Below are 17,263 nucleotides of genomic sequence, written 5' to 3'. Positions count from 1 at the left end.
CTCACGCCTCCCCGAGGTAGACTCGTTTGACTTCGTCGTTGTTTCGCACGGCGGCGGGCGTGTCATCAGCGATGGCACGACCGTTGTGGAGCACGAGTATCCTGTCTGCGACTTCCATAACGACGCTCATCTTGTGCTCGACCAGGACGATCGGAACCCGCTCGGCGATGTCGTCGATGATGTGAATCATCTCGGCGGTTTCTTCCGGGCTCATCCCGGCAGTCGGTTCGTCGAGAAGTAGCAGCTTTGGGTCTGTTCCGAGGGCGATAGCAAGCTCGAGAACGCGTTGCTCCCCGTGGCTGAGTTCTGCCGCAATGACGTCCCGTTTGTGAAGCAGATCCAGTCGGTCGAGAACCGACTCTGCTCGCTCACGCGGTTCGACCAACGAATCGGCATCGTGCCAGAGGTCGTATGAATGGTGCCGTGACTGCGCGGCGATGCGGACGTTTTCAAGCACGGTGAGGTTCTCGAACAGTTGCGTCACCTGGTACGACCGGATCAGCCCTCGCTGGGCGATCTCGTCTGGAGACAGTGCCGTGATATCTTCTCCCAGAAAGTGAATACTGCCCTCTGTCGGAGTGAGTGTCCCCGTGAGTAGATTGAAGAACGTCGTCTTGCCAGCGCCGTTCGGGCCGATGATGGCGTGGAGTTCGTCGTCGGAGAAGGACACCGAGACATCGTTGGTGGCGGTGATGCCTCCGAAGTCCTTGACGAGCCCACGGGTCTCGAGGACTGTCTCTGTCATCGTTTCACAAAGTGCCGCTTGACGGATTAAGTGTTTCGCCGCATCAGCTGGAAAGATGCTACGGACCCTGAAACCCCCGATATACGGCCCCTGCAGGAGGGTTGTTAACTTTCGTGAGGAATGCTTATATACAATAACGACAATGGTTGTCGTGGTAATGGCAGACAATGCTAGTGGTAATGGTGGCGGTAAGCGACAGCCATCGAGGCCATCGCGGCGTAGTCTACTGAAAACGGCGTCTGTTGGCGCAGCCGGGCTCACAGCAGGATGTCTCGGTGGACTTTCCGGCGGGGACAGTGGAGTGAACAAGATCACCATCGGGGGGCTCTCTCCGTTGAGTGGCCCCTACTCGATCAGCGGAGAGCGACAGAAGATCGCGATGGAGATGGCGGTCGACCACGCCATTGAAGCAGGTGATACGACCGCCGAAGTCGAGCTCCTCATGGCGGACACCGAATCCACGCCCTCTGCGGCGCAGGCCAATGCACAACAGCATCTGGACGACGGGGCAGACTTCATCGCGGGGAACATCTCCAGTGCCGTTGCGATGGCGCTGGGTGAGCTCGCCCAACGACGGGATGTGATATTTATGGGTGGGGCTGGTGACCTGACCATCACCAGTGAAAAGTGCATGTCGAATACGTTCATCCTGTCTGATGGGGCTGTTCAGCAGACGAATGCAGCACTGGGTCACGCACTCAGAAACGATATGGGGTCGAGCGTTTTCGAGATCACCGTCGACTACTCCTGGGGTGAGTCTATCCGGGGGTACAACAAGGAGACGCTCATCCCGGAACACAACGCTGAGTACGCGGGAAACGTGTTCACGCCACTCGGAACCAGTGATTTCTCCCAATCGCTCACCGAGGCGAAGGAATCTGGCGCGGACATCATCAACATCACCCAGTACGGGGGAGACCAGATTCGAGCACTGAGCCAGGCGGACGAGTTCGGCCTCATGGATGGAGACACCATCATCACGGTCCCGTCCACGACCGTCGCCTTCGCCCAGCAGGTTGGGATGGATACCTTCTCGTACGAGAACCTCTACGGCGGCGTCGCGTATTCCTGGAAACTGGATACGCCGGAGAACAACTCGTTCGTGAGCGACTTCAAAGAGCGCTCCGGCGGGAAAATCCCGCTGTCGTACACGCCGGCGTACTACTGTGGACTGCGGATGATGCTCCGCACCATCGAAGAGACTGGCTCGACCGACTCTGCGACCCTCCGTGGTGAACTGGAGGGCAAGAGCATCTACCCACAGATCTGGAACCAGGGCGAGCGTATCAGGGAGTGCGACCATCGCGCAACGGCCCCGACGATGACGATTCAGGGGCTGCCTCCAGCGGAAGCCGACGTCGAGAACGGCGATATCTTCGACATCGTCTCGGTCCCAGAACAACTCGAACAGTACATGCGGCCGTGCGAGGAGACCGGCTGCACGATGTCGTAACGTTGTCGACCGACTTTCAGATACCCATCATTCGGGTCCTTCCATACGATGATACACACTGAACTACCGACCGTCGTCGCGCAGAGTGTCAGCTACTACTTCACACAGACCTTCAACGGGCTCGTGCTCGGAATGATACTGGTCCTCATCGCGCTTGGTCTTTCGATAATCTTCGGGATGATGGGCATCATCAATTTCGCGCACGGGGACCTCCTGCTCGTTGGAGCATACGTTGCGTGGGCGACCGTGGGCGTGACCGGTAGTTTGCTTGCCGGACTGGTCGTCGCGCCCCTCGTCGTCGCAGTCCTCGGTGTCGCGTTTGAACGGGTCGGGCTGCGGCGGATATACGGCGAGAACGTCCTCCTGCAGGTCCTGTTGACGTTCGGGCTCGCTGAATTCCTTCGGGCTGGTGTCGAGGCGGTCTGGGGACCCGGTGGAAAGAATTTCGCCATCCCTGACTGGGGGACTGGTTCTGTGGACCTGGTCCTCTTCTCGTACCCGACCTACCGACTGTTCGTCATCAGTCTCTCTGCCGTGCTCATTCTCGGTATCCACCTGTTCCTGACGCGAACGGATTTCGGGCTCATCGTCAGAGCAGGAACACAGGACCGACAGATGGTCGATGCGCTCGGTATCGACATCTCCTGGGTGTTCATGGTCGTATTCGCGATCGGAACGGCACTCGCGGGAGTTGCGGGTGCGCTCATCGGCCCAATCCGCGGAGCGTATCCAACGCTCGGAATCGAATTGCTCGTCCCAGCGTTCGTCGTCATCGTTATCGGTGGCATCGGAAGCTTCCGTGGGACGGTCATCTCGGGCATTCTCATCGGTGAACTCATCGTCTTGACGGGTGTGGTATACTCGCCGGCAGCGAACGTCATCATCTACGTGTTCATGGCTGTCGTCCTCCTCGTGAAGCCCCACGGACTCTTCGGGGAGGAGGGGGTGTTTCACTGATGGTCGCCTCACTGGACCTGCGCCACCGCGTCACTGGGGGACTTCCACTGCTTGCGGTCGCGCTTGGACTTGCAGTGACGCCAGTGCTCTTTGGCTGGACTATTGCGGGTGAAGTCCTGGTGTTCGCCGTCTTCGCTGTCGGCTACAACCTGCTTCTCGGCTACGGTGGCGAACTCTCGTTCGGCCATGCTGCGTTCTTCGGTGTCGGTGCGTACGGGACGCTGCTATTCACCCAGCACGTCGTGCAGAACCTCTACCTCGGCATCATTGCCGGTACCATCATCGCTGCACTCACCAGCGTGGTCATCGGCGTGATCAGCCTTCGTCGGCGGGGTATCTACTTCGCCATGATCACCCTCGCACTCGCACAGATCGTCTATTACGTGGTGTTCCAGTGGAAGGATGTCACCGGCGGGTTGAACGGGCTATCGCTCCCGTTGTTCGATGCGTCGCTGGGTCCGATTGATCCGGCAACTGGGGGAGCTGATTTCTTCGTATTCGGCTTCCTCGTACTCGTGCTGGTGTGGTTCGCTGTTCGTCGTGTGGTTCGGTCACCGTTCGGACGAACGCTAACCGCGATACGTGAGAACGAAGCGCGCGCCAGGCATCTGGGATACGACGTCAACCGGTTCCTCTTCGGGTCGTTCGTCATCTCTGGGGCGATTTCCGGTGTTGCGGGTGGGCTGTATGCGACCCTCTATGGGTTCGTGACGCCTGATATCCTGTTCTGGCTGATCTCCGGTGAAGTGGTCCTCATCACGCTCTTAGGTGGCATCGGAACCCTTGGTGGCCCCGTCGTTGGTGCGCTCGTGTTCCTCTCACTGCAGGAGTTGCTCACCGAACATGCGACCGATGATTGGCGGCTCGTGTTCGGCGCGGTCATCATGCTGGTGGTCCTCTTCGCACCTCGCGGTGTCTACGGCCTGTATGAATCCGCTCGCGAATCTGAGGATGCTGGTTTCGGCATCCACGCGCTTCTCGACCGGTTCACCGGCTAATCACGGCGGACTTTATTTCACGATTGGGTCGAGTGGGGCACACCACATACACTTATGATAGATTGTGACACACTTGCACGTGGTATGTCCGAGCAGATATGGGCCCTAGATTCCCATCACCAGTACGAACAGAACCACTTCTTCTACGGGGAGGGGTGTGTACAGGACCTGACCTCGCTTCTCGATGAGATCGGCGCGGAACGACCGATGCTCATCTGTGGGGAGAACGTCGGGGCGAACGAATTTGTCATGGGACGGATCGACGATGCGGTTGGCGACAGGCTCGTCCACATCTACAAAGGTGTCCGGTCGAAGACGCCCGAGTCGAGCGCGGACCGAGGGGTCGAACTGAAGCGGGAATACGACGCAGACTGTATCATCAGTGTTGGTGGGGGGAGTGCAAGCGACACGGCGAAAGCTATCGTCGCCAAAGACGCAGAGGAGGGTCGGAGCTGGGATGACCTCAAAGCCACAATTACTGACGGTGGGCAACTGGACGTCCCACCGATGCCGGAACCGAAGGACCCTGTCGTTGCCATCTCGACGACACTGTCTGCCGCAGAGGTCAGTGAGGCATTCGGTGTCACCGACTTCGATAACGAGGAACGAAAAGTTCTCGTCGACGAGAAGGTCCGATCGACAGCCTGTTTCTACGACCCTGAACTCGCTGCGACGACGCCATCGTACACTATCGCGAGTTCAGGCATGAACGCGCTTGACCATGCTGTCGAGGTGCGGTACTCTGCGGTCACTGGAGACAATCCGTTCTACCAGGCGACGGCGGAGAAAGCGACCACGCTCCTGTTCGAGAACCTCGAAGCAGCGGTGCTCGAAGACGACGAAGAAGCGATGGAGAAGGTCCTCTACGGGTCGGCACTGAGTGCGCTCGGTATCATCGGGGGGTACTGCATCAACCACGCGATGAACCACGTCGTCTGTGGGTACCACGACATCTCGCATGGGGATGGGAACAGCATCCTGTTGCAACACGGAATCAGATACAACTTCGAGGCCGTCCCTGACCGGGTGATGTCCATCGCAGACGCGATGGGAATCGAGGAGGGCGGTTCGGACGAAGAACGACTGGAGACCATGCTCTCCGAGATCGACAGCCTCCAGGAGAGACTGGGAGTTCCACGGTCGATGAGCGAAGCTGGCGTCGACGAGATGCCGGATGAGCACGTTCGAGAGATGGCCGAGCACGCCGCACACGACCCCGGGATGGCGGCCAACCCACGGCCTGTCGATGCCGATGCGGCGTTCGAGATACTGCAAGACGCCTGGTAAGGGCGAAAACGGGGTCAGGAATCGAGTCCGAGAGACCGAACACCCACTGTCCGTGCAGTTCCGAATGGTCGTTCTGTCGACCAAACCTTTATTGGTGCTCTCAGGGTCTCACTGATTACGACGTATGTCAGATAGCGCACCAGAGGGAGCTGTCTCCGAGGCCTTGTCTCGGACGCTCCTCAGAGAAATGGTTCGGATTCGACGGTTCGAAGACCGCGTCTCGGAACTGTACAGTGAAGGCGACGTCCCCGGATTTATGCACGTCTCGAACGGTCACGAGGCGTCACACGCGGGGATCGGTGTCGCAAGAGAGAGCGATGATTGGTGGGCCCTCGGTGGCGCGCGTATCCATGGGCAAGTGCTCGCGGCCGGTGTGGGGATGGACGAGTTACTCGCGGAAGTGTACGGGAAGGTGACGGGCACTAACTATGGCAAGGGTGGCCATATGCACGCCTCGGACGTAGACAACCACCTGTATGGCTCTGCGGCGACGATTGGGCAGGGAGTCAACCCCGGAGCAGGCCTGGCACTCTCGCAGGATATGCTCGACACCGGCCAGGCTGTTATTTCCACGATCGGCGATGGGGGGACCAGCCGCGGGACGTTCCACACCGCGTTGAACCTTGCATCCGTCTGGGAGCTACCGGTCGTCTTCGTCATCGAGAACAACCGATACGCGCTGTCGTTCAATACAGAACGCCGTGTCAAGCCCCGAAACCTCGCCGAGCATGCGGAGAAGTACGGAATACCTGGAGTCACGATCGACGGGACCGAAGTCGAGACAGTGTATAAAACCATCTCAGAAGCACTGGACCGTGCGAAGCGCGGTGATGGACCGAGCGTAGTCGAGCACAAACTCCACCGTCTGGAAGGCCACTACGTGGGCGACAAAGAGCGCTATCGGACGGAAGACATCGAGGAGATTCGGGAGAACTTCGACCCGGTCAAGAAGTACCGGGAGAAGCTTATCGAGATGGGGCGGCTCACTGCGTCAGAGTACGACCAGCTCGTCGAAGAGGTGGACGAGGAGGTCGAACACGCCGTGGATTTCGCACAGACGAGCGACTTCCCAGACCCGGATGCAGCGTACGAAGGCCTGTACAAGACCCCACTCTATGGTCAGGACAGTGAGGACGGTGAGTGAGAATGTCGGAGAAATCATTTTCGGCCGCAATCAACGAGGCCCTCGACGAGGAGCTCGAGCGTAACGAACGGGTGTATCTCGCGGGTGAGGACATCGGTGAATACGGCGGTGTGTTTGGCGTGACTCGTGGGCTGCAAGAGAAGTATGGTGAGGAGCGGGTTCGTGATACGCCGCTCTCGGAGATCGCAATTGCGGGTCATGGGTTCGGTGCAGCCGTGGGTGGACTTCGTCCGGTAATCGAACTACAGTTCGCCGACTTCCTCGCGACAGCCGGTGACGAGACGGTCAATCAGATCGCAAAGCAACCGTACGTGTCCGGTGGGCGTCTCGAGGCCCCGCTCACGATTCGAGCACCAAGTGGTGCAGGCGTCGGTGCCGCTGCCCAACACTCTGCATCGGTCCAGGCGTGGGTGGGACACCAGGCGGGACTGGTGGTCGTCGCGCCGTCGACGCCATACGATGCAAAGGGACTTCTGAAGAGCGCGATTCGTGATGATAACCCCGTCATCTTCCTCGAACACAAGGCGCTGTATGGGGCGAAGGAGGAGGTTCCAGATGACGAGTACACACTCGCACTGGGCGAGGCTGCTGTGGAGCAGACGGGCAGTGACGTCACGGTGGTCGCAAGCCAACAGATGTACCATCGGACGGTCGAAGCAGCTGATGAGCTAGCAGAGGAGATCGACATCGAGATCGTGAATCCACGAACCTTCGCACCCCTGGATATGGAGACCATTTACGAGAGCGTCCGGAAGACGAGCCGTCTCGTGGTCGTCGACGAGACGCCACTTCGGTACGGAACGCAGACACACATCGCAGGGAAGGTGGCGACGGAAGCGTTCTGGAGTCTCGACGCGCCGCCCCGTGTTTTGGGTGTGGATGACGTTCCCATCCCGTTCAGCCCGGTTCTCGAAGAGGAAGTCCTTCCGTCGACGGACGAGATTATTGACGCGATTCGGTCTGTCTTCTGATTCTCTCCCCGGCTCTTTTTTCTCTCGCTGGTTTTCACCGCAGCTGTGTCTTCCGAGCCGCGGCTCAGGGGTGTGGTCGGTCTGGGGTGTCAACGCTCTCAATCATTCCTCGAATCATCCGGAATGACAGTCTGTATACCGGTTTTGCAAATCCAAGAGCTGGTTTTGGAAATCGGGGAGACGCACGCCAGCAATAACGCCCTTAGGGTGTTATTTTGAGACTCCGCCTGTTCTGATACCCCTGCAAAATCAAACCACGATTCCAGTATTGTGTATGGTAATAACACACATGCGGGTGAAGTGTAGACAACAGACCGAATACCGCAAATTTCGAACCTACGAAACTGTTAAGTGAAATCCAAGCGCACAAATCAATCGTGTTAGACCGTGAATTTTGAAGAGACGCCAGAGCACGAGTTGATCCGGAAGACTGCGTCAGAAATCGCCAGCGACTATGGCCCGGAATATTGGCGCGAACACGAGGAGGCACAGAAGTTCCCCCACGACTACTGGGATGAACTGACCGAAGCAGGGTTCCACGGGCTGTTGATTCCCGAAGAGTACGGCGGTGCAGGGATGGGCATGCAGGAGATGGCAATCGCGATGCAGACACTCTGCGAGGAAGGGTGTGGCCTCGCAGGTGCATGGTTCATGGTGGTGAATGCGACGATGTGCCCGCTGGAGATCTCCAAGTACGGGACCGACGCGCAAAAGGAGAAGTACCTCCGGGGAATCGCAAACGGCGAGCGAACCTTCGCCATCGGAATCACCGAGCCAGATTCAGGGTCGAACACCCTCAACACCACGACACACGCTGTGAAGGATGGAGACGAGTACGTGATCAACGGGCAGAAGGTCTGGACGTCGATGGCCGACCTCGCAGACCACGTCATCCTCGTCACCCGGACGACGCCAGCCGACGAGGTCGAACACAAGAATGACGGCATCAGTCTGTTCATCGCGGATCTCGACGACCCCGCGATAGACGTGAGCCCGATTCCGAAACATGCGCTCAACTATACTCGGTCGTGTGAAGTGTTCATCGACGACCTTCGTGTTCCCGAAGAGAACCTCCTGGGTGAGGAAGGCAACGGGTGGAAGCAGCTAACTCAATCGCTGAACCCAGAGCGTATCGCGTTCGCGGCGGGTGCAACTGGGACAGCCAGACTCGCGGCGAAACACGCCGTCGAGTACTCGAACGAACGTGAGGTATTCGATGGGCCAATCGGGCAGTATCAGGGAATTCAATTCCCCATCGCAGAGCACTACGCCCAGGTCGAGACGGCATCAGCGATGATGGAAAAGGCAGCGTGGAAGTACGATAACGGTGAGCCGTCCGGGTACGATTCGAACATCGCCAAGGCCGCCGCGATCGAGGCTGCGATTCCCACCGTCTACCACTCGATGCAGACGTTCGGTGGCTGGGGCTATGCGAAAGAGTATCACGTCGAACGCTGGTGGCGGGAGATCAACCTCACCCGGTTGGCTCCGGTCACCCAGCAGATGGCGTACAACTTCATCGCACAGCACCTCGGCTTCCCGCGCTCCTACTGAGCTTCCCCGAGTTCACAGGTGAGGTGCTGGCGTAGAAACGGTCATGTGGATTCAGTCGCGGGCGACCAGGAATTTCATTTCGCTGTCGAATACTCGTTCTTGCTCCTGGTTCTCGACGTCGAATTCGAGTGCGACGACACCTGCATCGTCTCTGGACTCGAGTTCGTTCAGATCGGTCACGGTAAACTCCGCAGAGAGCGTGTCGCCGATGAACACTGGCTGTGGGAAATCCATCCGCTCGATGCCGAGAAACCCCATCACGGTTCGCTCCATGAAGCCGCACCGTGCAGCAAGGCCCATCGCGATGGTGAGCGTCAGGGGGCCGTGAGCCACCCGCTGACCGAAGTGCTGCTCCTGGGCATACTCCTTGTTGGTGTGGAGCTCCGTCCAGTCACCGCCGAGACTCGCGTAGTCGACGAGGTCGCTTTCGGTGATCGTCCGGCCGACACTGACGAACTCCTGCCCGACCTCGAAATCCTCGTAGTGATGCGGCTGATAGCTGTAGGGCATACGACTTTTTCTGGTGTGGCTGTACACAAAGCCCTTTTTCTCGGACCGTGACAGATAGATACACCGCTCCTGACGGTATCTTTTTGTAGTCTCTGTTTGAATCGCTGGTAAGAGACACGAGCTAGCATGGCAACCATAGTCAGACTGCCGAAACTGGGGCTCAGTGATAGGGGCGAGATAGTCGAGTGGCGAGTAGCACCACCAGATCGGGTTCAGAGCGGTGACGTGATCGCGATTCTCGAATCGGATAAATCCGCAGTGGATATCGAAGCGACCACGGGAGGCGTTCTCCTCACGACATACGTCGACGAGGGTGAAGAGATCGCGATCGAACCAGGTCGCCCAATCGCTGCCATCGGAAGCGAAGGTGAAACAGCTCCCTCGCTTGACGAGACCGAAGACGAGAGTTCCGAGCAGGCCTCCGAGGACGATGGGGAATCGATGCAATCGCAACCGGAGCAGGTTCCAAGCGTCGACGGAGACCTGCGGGTGACCCCCAAAGCGAGAGTCGTTGCGGCAGAACAGGGTATCGAAAAACTGGAGAACATCAAGCCCACGGGCCCAGAAGAATCGATTACAGTCAGTGACGTCGAGCGGTTCTCGGCTGAAACAGAACCGACCAGCATCGAGGGTGCTGGTGATTCATCGCCAGCCTCGGCGGTGAAATCGACGCCCAAGGCGAAGCGATTCGCGTCGGATCACTCCATCGGGTTGGAGAACGTCACTGGAACTGGTCCGAAGGGCGCAGTCACAGAGGAGGACGTTCAGCGACATCTGGAAGGCGGGACGGCTCAGACACCACCTCCCGCAGAGTCGGGTATCTCGACGACATCGGGCGACCCGGCGGGCGACAATGCCGAGTACACGGTTGCCGAGGTCCGAGAGTTATCGCGGGTGGAACGAACGGTGGCGAACCGCCTCTCCAGAAGTGCAAGAGAGAAACCACACGTCCGAGGGAACAGGACGGTGAATATCGAACCGGTCGAAAGGGTCGTGGGTGAGCTCGCTAGCAAGAATGAGTCGTCGCTCTCGGTCAATGATTTACTCTTTCGGGCAGTTGTCCTCACCCTCGAAGCGCATCCTGAGTTCAATGCAGTGTATGAGGATGACGAGTACCGTCTTATCGAAGAAAAGAACGTCGGCTACGCGGTCGATTCAGAGCATGGGTTGTTAGTGCCGGTCGTCAAGGACGCTGGAAGCAAGTCGCTCAACGCGCTCGCGGAATCTCGCCGTGCTGTCGTCGACCGTGTCCTCGACGGGAGACACAGTCCGTCAGACCTCCAGGGGGGAACGTTCACCGTGACGAACGTTGGTGCACTCGGGATGGACTCAGCGTTCTCGATCATCAATCCGCCAGAGGTCGCGATACTCGTCATCGGCCGGCGCAAACCATCCCTGTTCGAGACCGATGATGGCGTTGAAACTGCGATGGGCGTCCAGCTCAGCCTTCTCATCGACCACCGTGTACTGGATGGTGGGGACGCGGGCGCGTTCTTGCAGACTCTGGCGGGATATCTGGAACAGCCATCGACGATTCTGCACACCGAGTGAGTACCGATCATCCCTGTTGGGTGTCACCTAATCCCAAGCTATATTATCATACCAGTAGTGGTTTGAGAGTGAGGTTGCCATGTCAGAAAGCGAGCTATCAGAACGGGAGCAGGAGTTGAAAGAACAATTTATAGACAGCGTCGGCTACTGGATCGACGCGTACGACCAGTGGTTGCAGCTCAACCCGGATTCATTCGAGGTGTATGCGAACTTCGCAGCCCACCCGTGGGACAAAGGAGCACTCAGTGACCGAGAACGGGCGCTTATTCTGGTTGCACTGGACGGGTGTGCGACCCATCTGTATCAAGAAGGGATGCGATTCCACATCAGGAACGCGCTCGAAGTCGGGGCATCGGTGGAGGAAGTCATGGAAGCACTCGAACTGGTCAGTGTCGCTGGCCTCCACTCGATGATCGAGGGCATGCCAGTCGTACAGGAAGAAGCTGGGCTTCCCGAAGACGTCAGTGAGTCCGTCAAAGACGAACAGCAGGCAGTCAAGGAGAAATTCAAAGAAGGTCGTGGGTACTGGTCTGATTTCTGGGAAGCGGTTCTCCAGATGGATCACGAGTACCTCGACAAGTACACCGACCTGTCATCGCACCCCTGGAACGAAGGTGTTCTCGAACCGAAGCTCAAGGAGTTCATCTACATCGCAGCGGACGTGTCCACGACGCACCTGTACACGCCTGGATTACAGTCACACGTCCAGAACGCGATGAACTACGGTGCAACGCGAGACGAGCTTCTGGAAGTCGTCGAGCTGGTAAGCGAACAGGGGTATGATACGATGGTCGAGGGGCTGCCGATCCTGGTTGACGAAGCTCGGAAACAGGGGAAGCTCCCGGAGTGAGGTGGTATTCAACGTGCCTGGTGAGCTTTCCAATCAGCTCTCTGATGAAACGGTTGCGTCTGTCCAGCACATCATAGACTGTCACCCGTACCTGAGTTGGCTTGGACTTGAGGTGAAGGCACTCATGTCGGGACGTGCGCATCTCGTGGTGCCCTACAAGGAGAAGCTCGCCAATCCGGGAGGGCCGAAGGGTCTCCACGGTGGTGTCAGTAGTGCTGTCCTCGATGCAGCTGGTGCTGTCGCGGTTGCCTCGACGTTCGACGACCCTACCGAGGCGCTTGGCCAGGGGTCGTTATCGACGACAGACCTGAATGTCTCATATTTACGTCCTGCTACTGACGATCTGTTCATCGAAGCGGAGACCGTGAACGTGGGACAATCGAACGCGGTTGCCCGGATTACCGCACGGTTGCCGAGGTCCGAATCTACGAACCATGAACCAGAAGCTGTGGTCGGTCGTGGCACCTACCGCTTGTTTTGAGTGGCGCACAGAATAGACAGATATACACACATATCTGATTTATGGGTTTTATTTGGTGACAGATTGGGCGCCCCGATAGATACAGAATATATCTTGTGGAATCTTGTATAATTACCCAATAAATTATTGTTCTATAGGGAGGTTGGCCTCTCAAAATAGATGCCAAATATATCTCTACCAGAGTTATAGTAGCATATATGACTTTTCTCCCTTCATTCAATAATGTCGATATATCTTTGTGGTTCACTAAGGGCCCACACAGTCAAACCTTATAGTCACGCACTCGAAACCAGATGGATAACAGCCAGACGACCACATGGCCCAGTACGATGTCAAATAACTCAAAACCCACAAAGCTTGATGAGATCGATTGGGAAATCCTTCAGCTGCTTGTAAAGGACCCTCGACGACCGTATTCGGATATATCCAATAGACTGCAGGAAAGGGGCTACGAGATGACCAGTGAGGGCATTCGATATCGAGTAGACAAGATCCTCGATACGATGTCTATCTTCTTCATGATCCACCCCAATGAGCAGGATTGGCAGGTGATGATTCTACTTATCAACGTCATCGATGACCCCGAAGCCAAGGAGAACGTCGCCGAGAAATTGTTCGACGACAAGGTCTGGTTCGTAAGTCGTGGATTCGGGTCGTTCGACATCTATGCCATCGCAACTGCGGCAACGAACAGGGACATCGAGTCCGTGCTGACGACTGTTCGGTCTTACGATGAGGTCGATAACGTCGATTATTTGATCGAGACCCATCGGAAGCTCGAAGGCTCGAACTACTTCCCAATCCGTAATCTGGACTGATCTGGTCTCTCCGGGGAATATTTACGCACGACTCTCCTAAGCCACCGACAGAGAATGGCCGGGTGTAAAGTGTGTAGAGTCCTTGCCAAATACGACGCCGAGTATTACGACGAGAGACTCATCCAACAGTGGACCGCGCCTAAGCCAGAACGGAAGGGGTATCGCCAACTTGCCGACTGGCTTAACAGTAATCTGCTCCGCCAAGAGATGGACAAAGTAGGCATGTCAACCCTGGCAGGCGAAGTCGAGTCGAAGTACGAACGCCTCCAAGGTGACTCGACGACCGCAATCGAACTGGAACAACAGCTCGAGAGTGAGGGTGTGCGAATAGACGAGTTAACCGATGATTTCGTATCCTATGGTGTGATCCGGCGACACCTGAAGGAGTGTCTCGAAGCAACGAGAGAGGAGACGACCACCGAGTGGGAGGAGACGTCGATAGAGATAGCGACTGCCCGTGCCGAGCAAAAGGTATCTGAGGCGGTTCAATCCCTGTTGAACAAGGGGAAGGTGGATAGCAGCGAGAACGTTCGCGTTACTCTCACGGCAGAACTCGAGTGCGAAGAGTGTCAGACAAGAATTCCAGTCGACCGGGCACTCCGACGAGGCTATTTGTGCTCGTGTGCCAGTACCGATACTAACGAACGATGACGACCCTGGAAATCGAAGTTTCGAACGTCGGCGGAATCGAGGAACTCCAAACCTCGTTCGACCCCGGTTCTACTCTTATCGCAGCACCGAACGCATCGAACAAAACCTCGCTGTTGAAAGCGATCGCGTTCGGACTCGGTGCGGAGCAAGTCCCCATTCGGTCCGGCGCATCAGCTGCAGTGGTTACACTCCGCATCGGAGAAAAATCCATTACACGGGAAGCCCGCCGACGGGGGGTCGGTACGGAGATCTCGGGTGACCCCTGGCTCGATGACCCCGAAATCCGTGCGCAATTTTCGCCGTTCGCAGCTCTCCTCGAGTTCAACGAACTACGCTCGGCCGTCCGGCAGGATACCGACATCGAAGAGGCGCTGAAGGGGCCGATAGATTTTGACTCGCTCGAGCGCAAGCGTTCGGACTTACTGCAGAAGAAACAGCGGCTGAAACGGGAGCGAGAGCAGCTTTCAGATATCGAATCCCGGTTAGCGGAGAAGACCGCTGCACTCGAGGATGCTCGAGAGAGACGAGGTGACCTGCAAGAGACGCTCGAGACGCTCGAAGAGAAGCACGAACCGCAAACGGTGGACGAGGAACTCGAGTCGCTGCGCAATCGCCGAACTGAACTTCTGAATCAGAAGCAACAGGCGCGCGAGCAGGTGGAAGCTACAGAGGCCGCCATCGAACGGTACGAAAACGAACAAGCGGACCTTCTCGAACGTATCGAAGACCTCGAGTCGGAGGTCGCTGGGAACGATGTTGACTCCCTTCGAAAAGAGCGTAACAGGCTTCAGTCGGAGATGGAGGAGCTCACCGACCGTGTGGAGATTCTGCAATCTGTCCTCACCGCGAACCGTGAGATGCTCAATTCGGATTACACGGGCATTCTCGGGAGCGAGCACAGTCTTGCGGGCGACGACGTAACCTGCTGGAATTGCGGTGAGATGACTGCAGTCTCAGATATCGATTCGACCTTGGAGGACTTACAGGAGTTAGTCAAGCAGGAGAAAGAGAAGCGCCGGGAGCAAAGACCTGCGATCGAGGCCTTGAAAGAGGATATCGATGACGCTCGCCGGACTGAATCGACTCTGGAAAAGCTCCGGAGTGAACAGAGGCAGATCTCGGAGCGTATCGGTGATCGGAAATCGTCGCTGGAGACCCAAAGATCACGGCTGGCCGACATTGAAGCGAATCTCGAGTCCGTAACCGACGAGATAGAAGACAGAAAGAGTGAACGGGCTGCCGAAGGCGCTGATATCGCAGACTCCATCGAAGAGACCCGAGTCGAACTGCAGACCCTCGACCGCGAAATCAGCCGTCTAGAGGATACTCGTGACTCCTTCCGTGAAGATCTCACCCGTCGAGACACACTCGATACCGAAATCGAGGACCTCACCGCAGATATCGAGGAGATTACCGAACGGCTCGAGAATATGGAACGGCGGCTTCGCGAGCAGTTCAACCAGGCGATGGAGGACCTACTCGAGGATCTGAACTTCGATGGAATCGAACGCATCTGGCTGGATGGCGAATTCGAGATCGTGGTCGCCCGTGAGGTCGACGGCGCAGTCCAGGAAGACTCGGTTTCGAATCTGGCTGAGAGCGAACGCGAACTCGTCGGGCTTGTCCTCGGACTCTCAGGGTATCTTGCCTACGGGCTAGCTGAAACGGTGCCTGTCTTGGTGTTGGACTCGCTGGGTGCGCTCGACAACGCCCGTGTCGAGCGACTTCTTACGTACTTCCGTGACATCCCCGAGTTCTTGATAGCGGCTGTGCATCCTGATACGGCCGATTCGTTCGATGATGACAGCGTTGTTGTTCTCCGGTCCGCTGCGCTGGCAGACTAAGAGAGAACCACGTTCCGCGCAGGACAGCGAGACGCCGAAGACGATGATTCCCACCCCGGTCCAAGAAGGTCCTGACCGTCGCACTGTCGGAACTACACCGGCCCGCGAATCAACAGGATGCCCGGATGTTACCCGAGCGCGAACAGGTTCCCGTCGCCGTCGGTGATGACGACCAGCCCGGAGAGTACGGCCGGCGTCGCTATGATGTCGGTTGGCAGGTCTATCGACCACTGTCTCGTCCCATCCATTGCGTCGAAGGAGTAGAACGTTCCCGCGAGTCCGACGTACACAGAGCCGGCTGCGACGGCGGGACTGGCCTCTGGAAGGCCGACGTTCGTCGACCAGTGTTCCTCACCGGTTTCCAGGTCGAGTGCTCTGAGCTTCATCGACTCGAGCGTCCGGCCTGCAGTGACGTAGACGGCGTCAGCGACAGCTGGTGCCCCGAGCGTCTCACCCCACGTCTGTGGACCCCGCCAGAGCGTCGTGCCGGTCTCGGCATCGAGTGCAAATGGCTGGTCAGCGTTGGCGAAGACAACGTCGTCGACTACTGCCGGTGCCGACTCGATCTGCGCGCCGAGGTCTCGACGCCATCGAAGCTCTCCGGAATCAAGGTCAAGGGCGTACAAATTACCGTTCTCGTGACCTGCGAAGACCGTCCTGCCTGCGACAGCTGGCGGTGCTTGGAATCCAATTTTGTCTGTCCCTCCAGCGTCGTACTGCCATTCGACGTTACCGTCGTCAATCGAGATTGCACGAACGACGCCGTCATGGCCTGCAGAGACTACCATGTCATCGACGACTGGTGGCCCGTGACTCCGACCGACCCGAGTAGACCAACGGATGGACCGTGTCTCGATGTCGACCGCGTCAAGGTGGGTACCCCCACCGACGTAGACGACGCCATCGTGCACGACGGGGGTGTACCCTCTCCCGCTGAGTGTGACCGACCACCGTAGGTCACCGGTGGCGAGATCGAAGGCCCGAAGCATATTCGGGAAGCTGGCGACGAAAAGCGTTCCACCGGCGACGACTGTGGAGCCGACGGTGGTCTCTCCGATCGAGTACGACCATCGAATCTCGGGACAGGCTGTAACCCCAGAGGCGTCGGGATTGAACCCGGTGTTCCCACTGTCGAAGTGCGGCCGCGGCCAGGCGCCTGTCGCCTGTGATGGGGATGACGCATCGCTGGCGTCCGAGCTACACCGGACGTCGGGGGCTGTCGACCCGCCGAGGCGGGCACACCCAGCCAGACCACCGGCCAATGCAGTCACCAGGGTGCGTCGTCGCATTGTTCGTCTCATCGTTCAGGGGGGGCCATCTTAACCATAGCCGACATATATGAATAAAAAAGTATAATTTTACCGTTGCGAATGCCAGCCGGACGGTTACGCCCCACGCTCGGCTCTCCACACCTGCACAAATCACCACGTTTTAGGCTTTTCTAACTAT

16 protein-coding genes are annotated in these 17,263 nt (G+C 57.7%); 13 read left to right on the top strand and 3 right to left on the bottom strand.

The genetic code is table 11. From position 1 onward, the window contains the following. Position 1 precedes the first annotated feature (1 nt). Positions 2-745, bottom strand: coding sequence for an ABC transporter ATP-binding protein (locus ACSC1S_RS21290; RefSeq protein WP_435366074.1), 744 nt, complete (start codon positions 743-745; stop codon positions 2-4). A gap of 301 nt (positions 746-1,046) precedes the next feature. On the opposite strand from ACSC1S_RS21290, the gene ACSC1S_RS21285 reads away from it, so the two are divergent. The 7 genes from ACSC1S_RS21285 to ACSC1S_RS21255 all read left to right on the top strand — a co-directional run bounded on the left by ACSC1S_RS21285 (position 1,047) and on the right by ACSC1S_RS21255 (position 9,109). After that, positions 1,047-2,198 carry an ABC transporter substrate-binding protein gene (locus tag ACSC1S_RS21285; protein WP_435366073.1) on the top strand — a complete coding sequence of 384 codons (1,152 nt, stop codon included), beginning with the start codon at positions 1,047-1,049 and terminating at the stop codon, positions 2,196-2,198. A gap of 48 nt (positions 2,199-2,246) precedes the next feature. After that, positions 2,247-3,155, top strand: a complete 909-nt coding sequence (locus ACSC1S_RS21280) for a branched-chain amino acid ABC transporter permease (RefSeq protein ID WP_435366072.1) — start codon at positions 2,247-2,249, stop codon at positions 3,153-3,155. Next, positions 3,155-4,153, top strand: a complete 999-nt coding sequence (locus ACSC1S_RS21275) for a branched-chain amino acid ABC transporter permease (protein WP_435366071.1) — start codon at positions 3,155-3,157, stop codon at positions 4,151-4,153. The genes ACSC1S_RS21280 and ACSC1S_RS21275 overlap by 1 nt, the downstream gene beginning before the upstream one ends. 84 nt (positions 4,154-4,237) lie before the next feature. Beyond that, complete coding sequence (locus ACSC1S_RS21270) at positions 4,238-5,440, top strand: iron-containing alcohol dehydrogenase family protein (RefSeq protein WP_435366070.1); 1,203 nt, start codon at positions 4,238-4,240, stop codon at positions 5,438-5,440. 124 nt (positions 5,441-5,564) lie between these two features. Beyond that, positions 5,565-6,584: a thiamine pyrophosphate-dependent dehydrogenase E1 component subunit alpha gene (locus ACSC1S_RS21265; protein ID WP_435366069.1), complete on the top strand. Its 1,020-nt coding sequence runs from the start codon at positions 5,565-5,567 to the stop codon at positions 6,582-6,584. Between the two features lie 2 nt (positions 6,585-6,586). After that, positions 6,587-7,555, top strand: a complete 969-nt coding sequence (locus ACSC1S_RS21260; RefSeq protein WP_435366068.1) for an alpha-ketoacid dehydrogenase subunit beta — start codon at positions 6,587-6,589, stop codon at positions 7,553-7,555. A 387-nt stretch (positions 7,556-7,942) separates the two neighbouring features. After that, complete coding sequence (locus ACSC1S_RS21255) at positions 7,943-9,109, top strand: acyl-CoA dehydrogenase family protein (RefSeq protein ID WP_435366067.1); 1,167 nt, start codon at positions 7,943-7,945, stop codon at positions 9,107-9,109. Between the two features lie 51 nt (positions 9,110-9,160). Here the strand turns inward: ACSC1S_RS21255 and ACSC1S_RS21250 are convergent, their stop codons facing one another. After that, on the bottom strand, positions 9,161-9,619 hold the full coding sequence (locus ACSC1S_RS21250; RefSeq protein ID WP_435320984.1) for a MaoC/PaaZ C-terminal domain-containing protein: 459 nt from the start codon (positions 9,617-9,619) through the stop codon (positions 9,161-9,163). Positions 9,620-9,745: 126 nt separating this feature from the next. On the opposite strand from ACSC1S_RS21250, the gene ACSC1S_RS21245 reads away from it, so the two are divergent. From ACSC1S_RS21245 to ACSC1S_RS21220, 6 genes are all read left to right on the top strand, one after another. Next, positions 9,746-11,170, top strand: coding sequence for a dihydrolipoamide acetyltransferase family protein (locus ACSC1S_RS21245; RefSeq protein WP_435366066.1), 1,425 nt, complete (start codon positions 9,746-9,748; stop codon positions 11,168-11,170). A 79-nt stretch (positions 11,171-11,249) separates the two neighbouring features. Next, a complete protein-coding gene (locus tag ACSC1S_RS21240; RefSeq protein WP_435320986.1) occupies positions 11,250-12,020 on the top strand; it encodes a carboxymuconolactone decarboxylase family protein in 771 nt (256 codons plus the stop codon). A 1-nt stretch (position 12,021) separates the two neighbouring features. Next, positions 12,022-12,501: a PaaI family thioesterase gene (locus tag ACSC1S_RS21235; RefSeq protein ID WP_435366065.1), complete on the top strand. Its 480-nt coding sequence runs from the start codon at positions 12,022-12,024 to the stop codon at positions 12,499-12,501. 293 nt (positions 12,502-12,794) lie between these two features. Beyond that, entirely contained in the window at positions 12,795-13,319 is a 525-nt protein-coding gene (locus ACSC1S_RS21230) for an Lrp/AsnC family transcriptional regulator (protein WP_435320988.1), read from the top strand. 54 nt (positions 13,320-13,373) lie between these two features. After that, complete coding sequence (gene rdfA, locus ACSC1S_RS21225; RefSeq protein WP_435320989.1) at positions 13,374-13,970, top strand: rod-determining factor RdfA; 597 nt, start codon at positions 13,374-13,376, stop codon at positions 13,968-13,970. After that, positions 13,967-15,814, top strand: coding sequence for an archaea-specific SMC-related protein (locus ACSC1S_RS21220; RefSeq protein WP_435366064.1), 1,848 nt, complete (start codon positions 13,967-13,969; stop codon positions 15,812-15,814). Before rdfA ends, ACSC1S_RS21220 begins: the two co-directional genes overlap by 4 nt. A gap of 128 nt (positions 15,815-15,942) precedes the next feature. Here ACSC1S_RS21220 and ACSC1S_RS21215 read toward each other — a convergent pair whose 3' ends face one another. After that, positions 15,943-16,803 (bottom strand): outer membrane protein assembly factor BamB family protein, encoded by an 861-nt coding sequence (locus ACSC1S_RS21215; protein WP_492766639.1) that lies wholly within the window; start codon positions 16,801-16,803, stop codon positions 15,943-15,945. Between the last annotated feature and the right edge of the window lie 460 nt (positions 16,804-17,263).

Origin of the sequence: Haloarchaeobius pelagicus (assembly GCF_051207375.1) — an archaeon.
Taxonomy (GTDB): domain Archaea; phylum Halobacteriota; class Halobacteria; order Halobacteriales; family Natrialbaceae; genus Haloarchaeobius.
The sequence above is the reverse complement of the archived record's forward strand: the minus strand, read 5'-3'. Positions and strand labels throughout refer to the sequence as shown.

Excerpts from the sequence above, each read along its gene's own strand:
- ACSC1S_RS21265 (WP_435366069.1), top strand. The coding sequence starts at position 5,565 with ATGTCAGATAGCGCACCAGAGGGAGCTGTCTCCGAGGCCTTGTCTCGG.
- ACSC1S_RS21220 (WP_435366064.1), top strand. The coding sequence starts at position 13,967 with ATGACGACCCTGGAAATCGAAGTTTCGAACGTCGGCGGAATCGAGGAA.
- ACSC1S_RS21250 (WP_435320984.1), bottom strand. The coding sequence starts at position 9,619 with ATGCCCTACAGCTATCAGCCGCATCACTACGAGGATTTCGAGGTCGGG.
- rdfA (WP_435320989.1), top strand. The coding sequence starts at position 13,374 with ATGGCCGGGTGTAAAGTGTGTAGAGTCCTTGCCAAATACGACGCCGAG.
- ACSC1S_RS21280 (WP_435366072.1), top strand. The coding sequence starts at position 2,247 with ATGATACACACTGAACTACCGACCGTCGTCGCGCAGAGTGTCAGCTAC.
- ACSC1S_RS21230 (WP_435320988.1), top strand. The coding sequence starts at position 12,795 with ATGGATAACAGCCAGACGACCACATGGCCCAGTACGATGTCAAATAAC.
- ACSC1S_RS21270 (WP_435366070.1), top strand. The coding sequence starts at position 4,238 with ATGTCCGAGCAGATATGGGCCCTAGATTCCCATCACCAGTACGAACAG.
- ACSC1S_RS21215 (WP_492766639.1), bottom strand. The coding sequence starts at position 16,803 with ATGCTTCGGGCCTTCGATCTCGCCACCGGTGACCTACGGTGGTCGGTC.
- ACSC1S_RS21290 (WP_435366074.1), bottom strand. The coding sequence starts at position 745 with ATGACAGAGACAGTCCTCGAGACCCGTGGGCTCGTCAAGGACTTCGGA.
- ACSC1S_RS21245 (WP_435366066.1), top strand. The coding sequence starts at position 9,746 with ATGGCAACCATAGTCAGACTGCCGAAACTGGGGCTCAGTGATAGGGGC.
- ACSC1S_RS21275 (WP_435366071.1), top strand. The coding sequence starts at position 3,155 with ATGGTCGCCTCACTGGACCTGCGCCACCGCGTCACTGGGGGACTTCCA.
- ACSC1S_RS21240 (WP_435320986.1), top strand. The coding sequence starts at position 11,250 with ATGTCAGAAAGCGAGCTATCAGAACGGGAGCAGGAGTTGAAAGAACAA.
- ACSC1S_RS21260 (WP_435366068.1), top strand. The coding sequence starts at position 6,587 with ATGTCGGAGAAATCATTTTCGGCCGCAATCAACGAGGCCCTCGACGAG.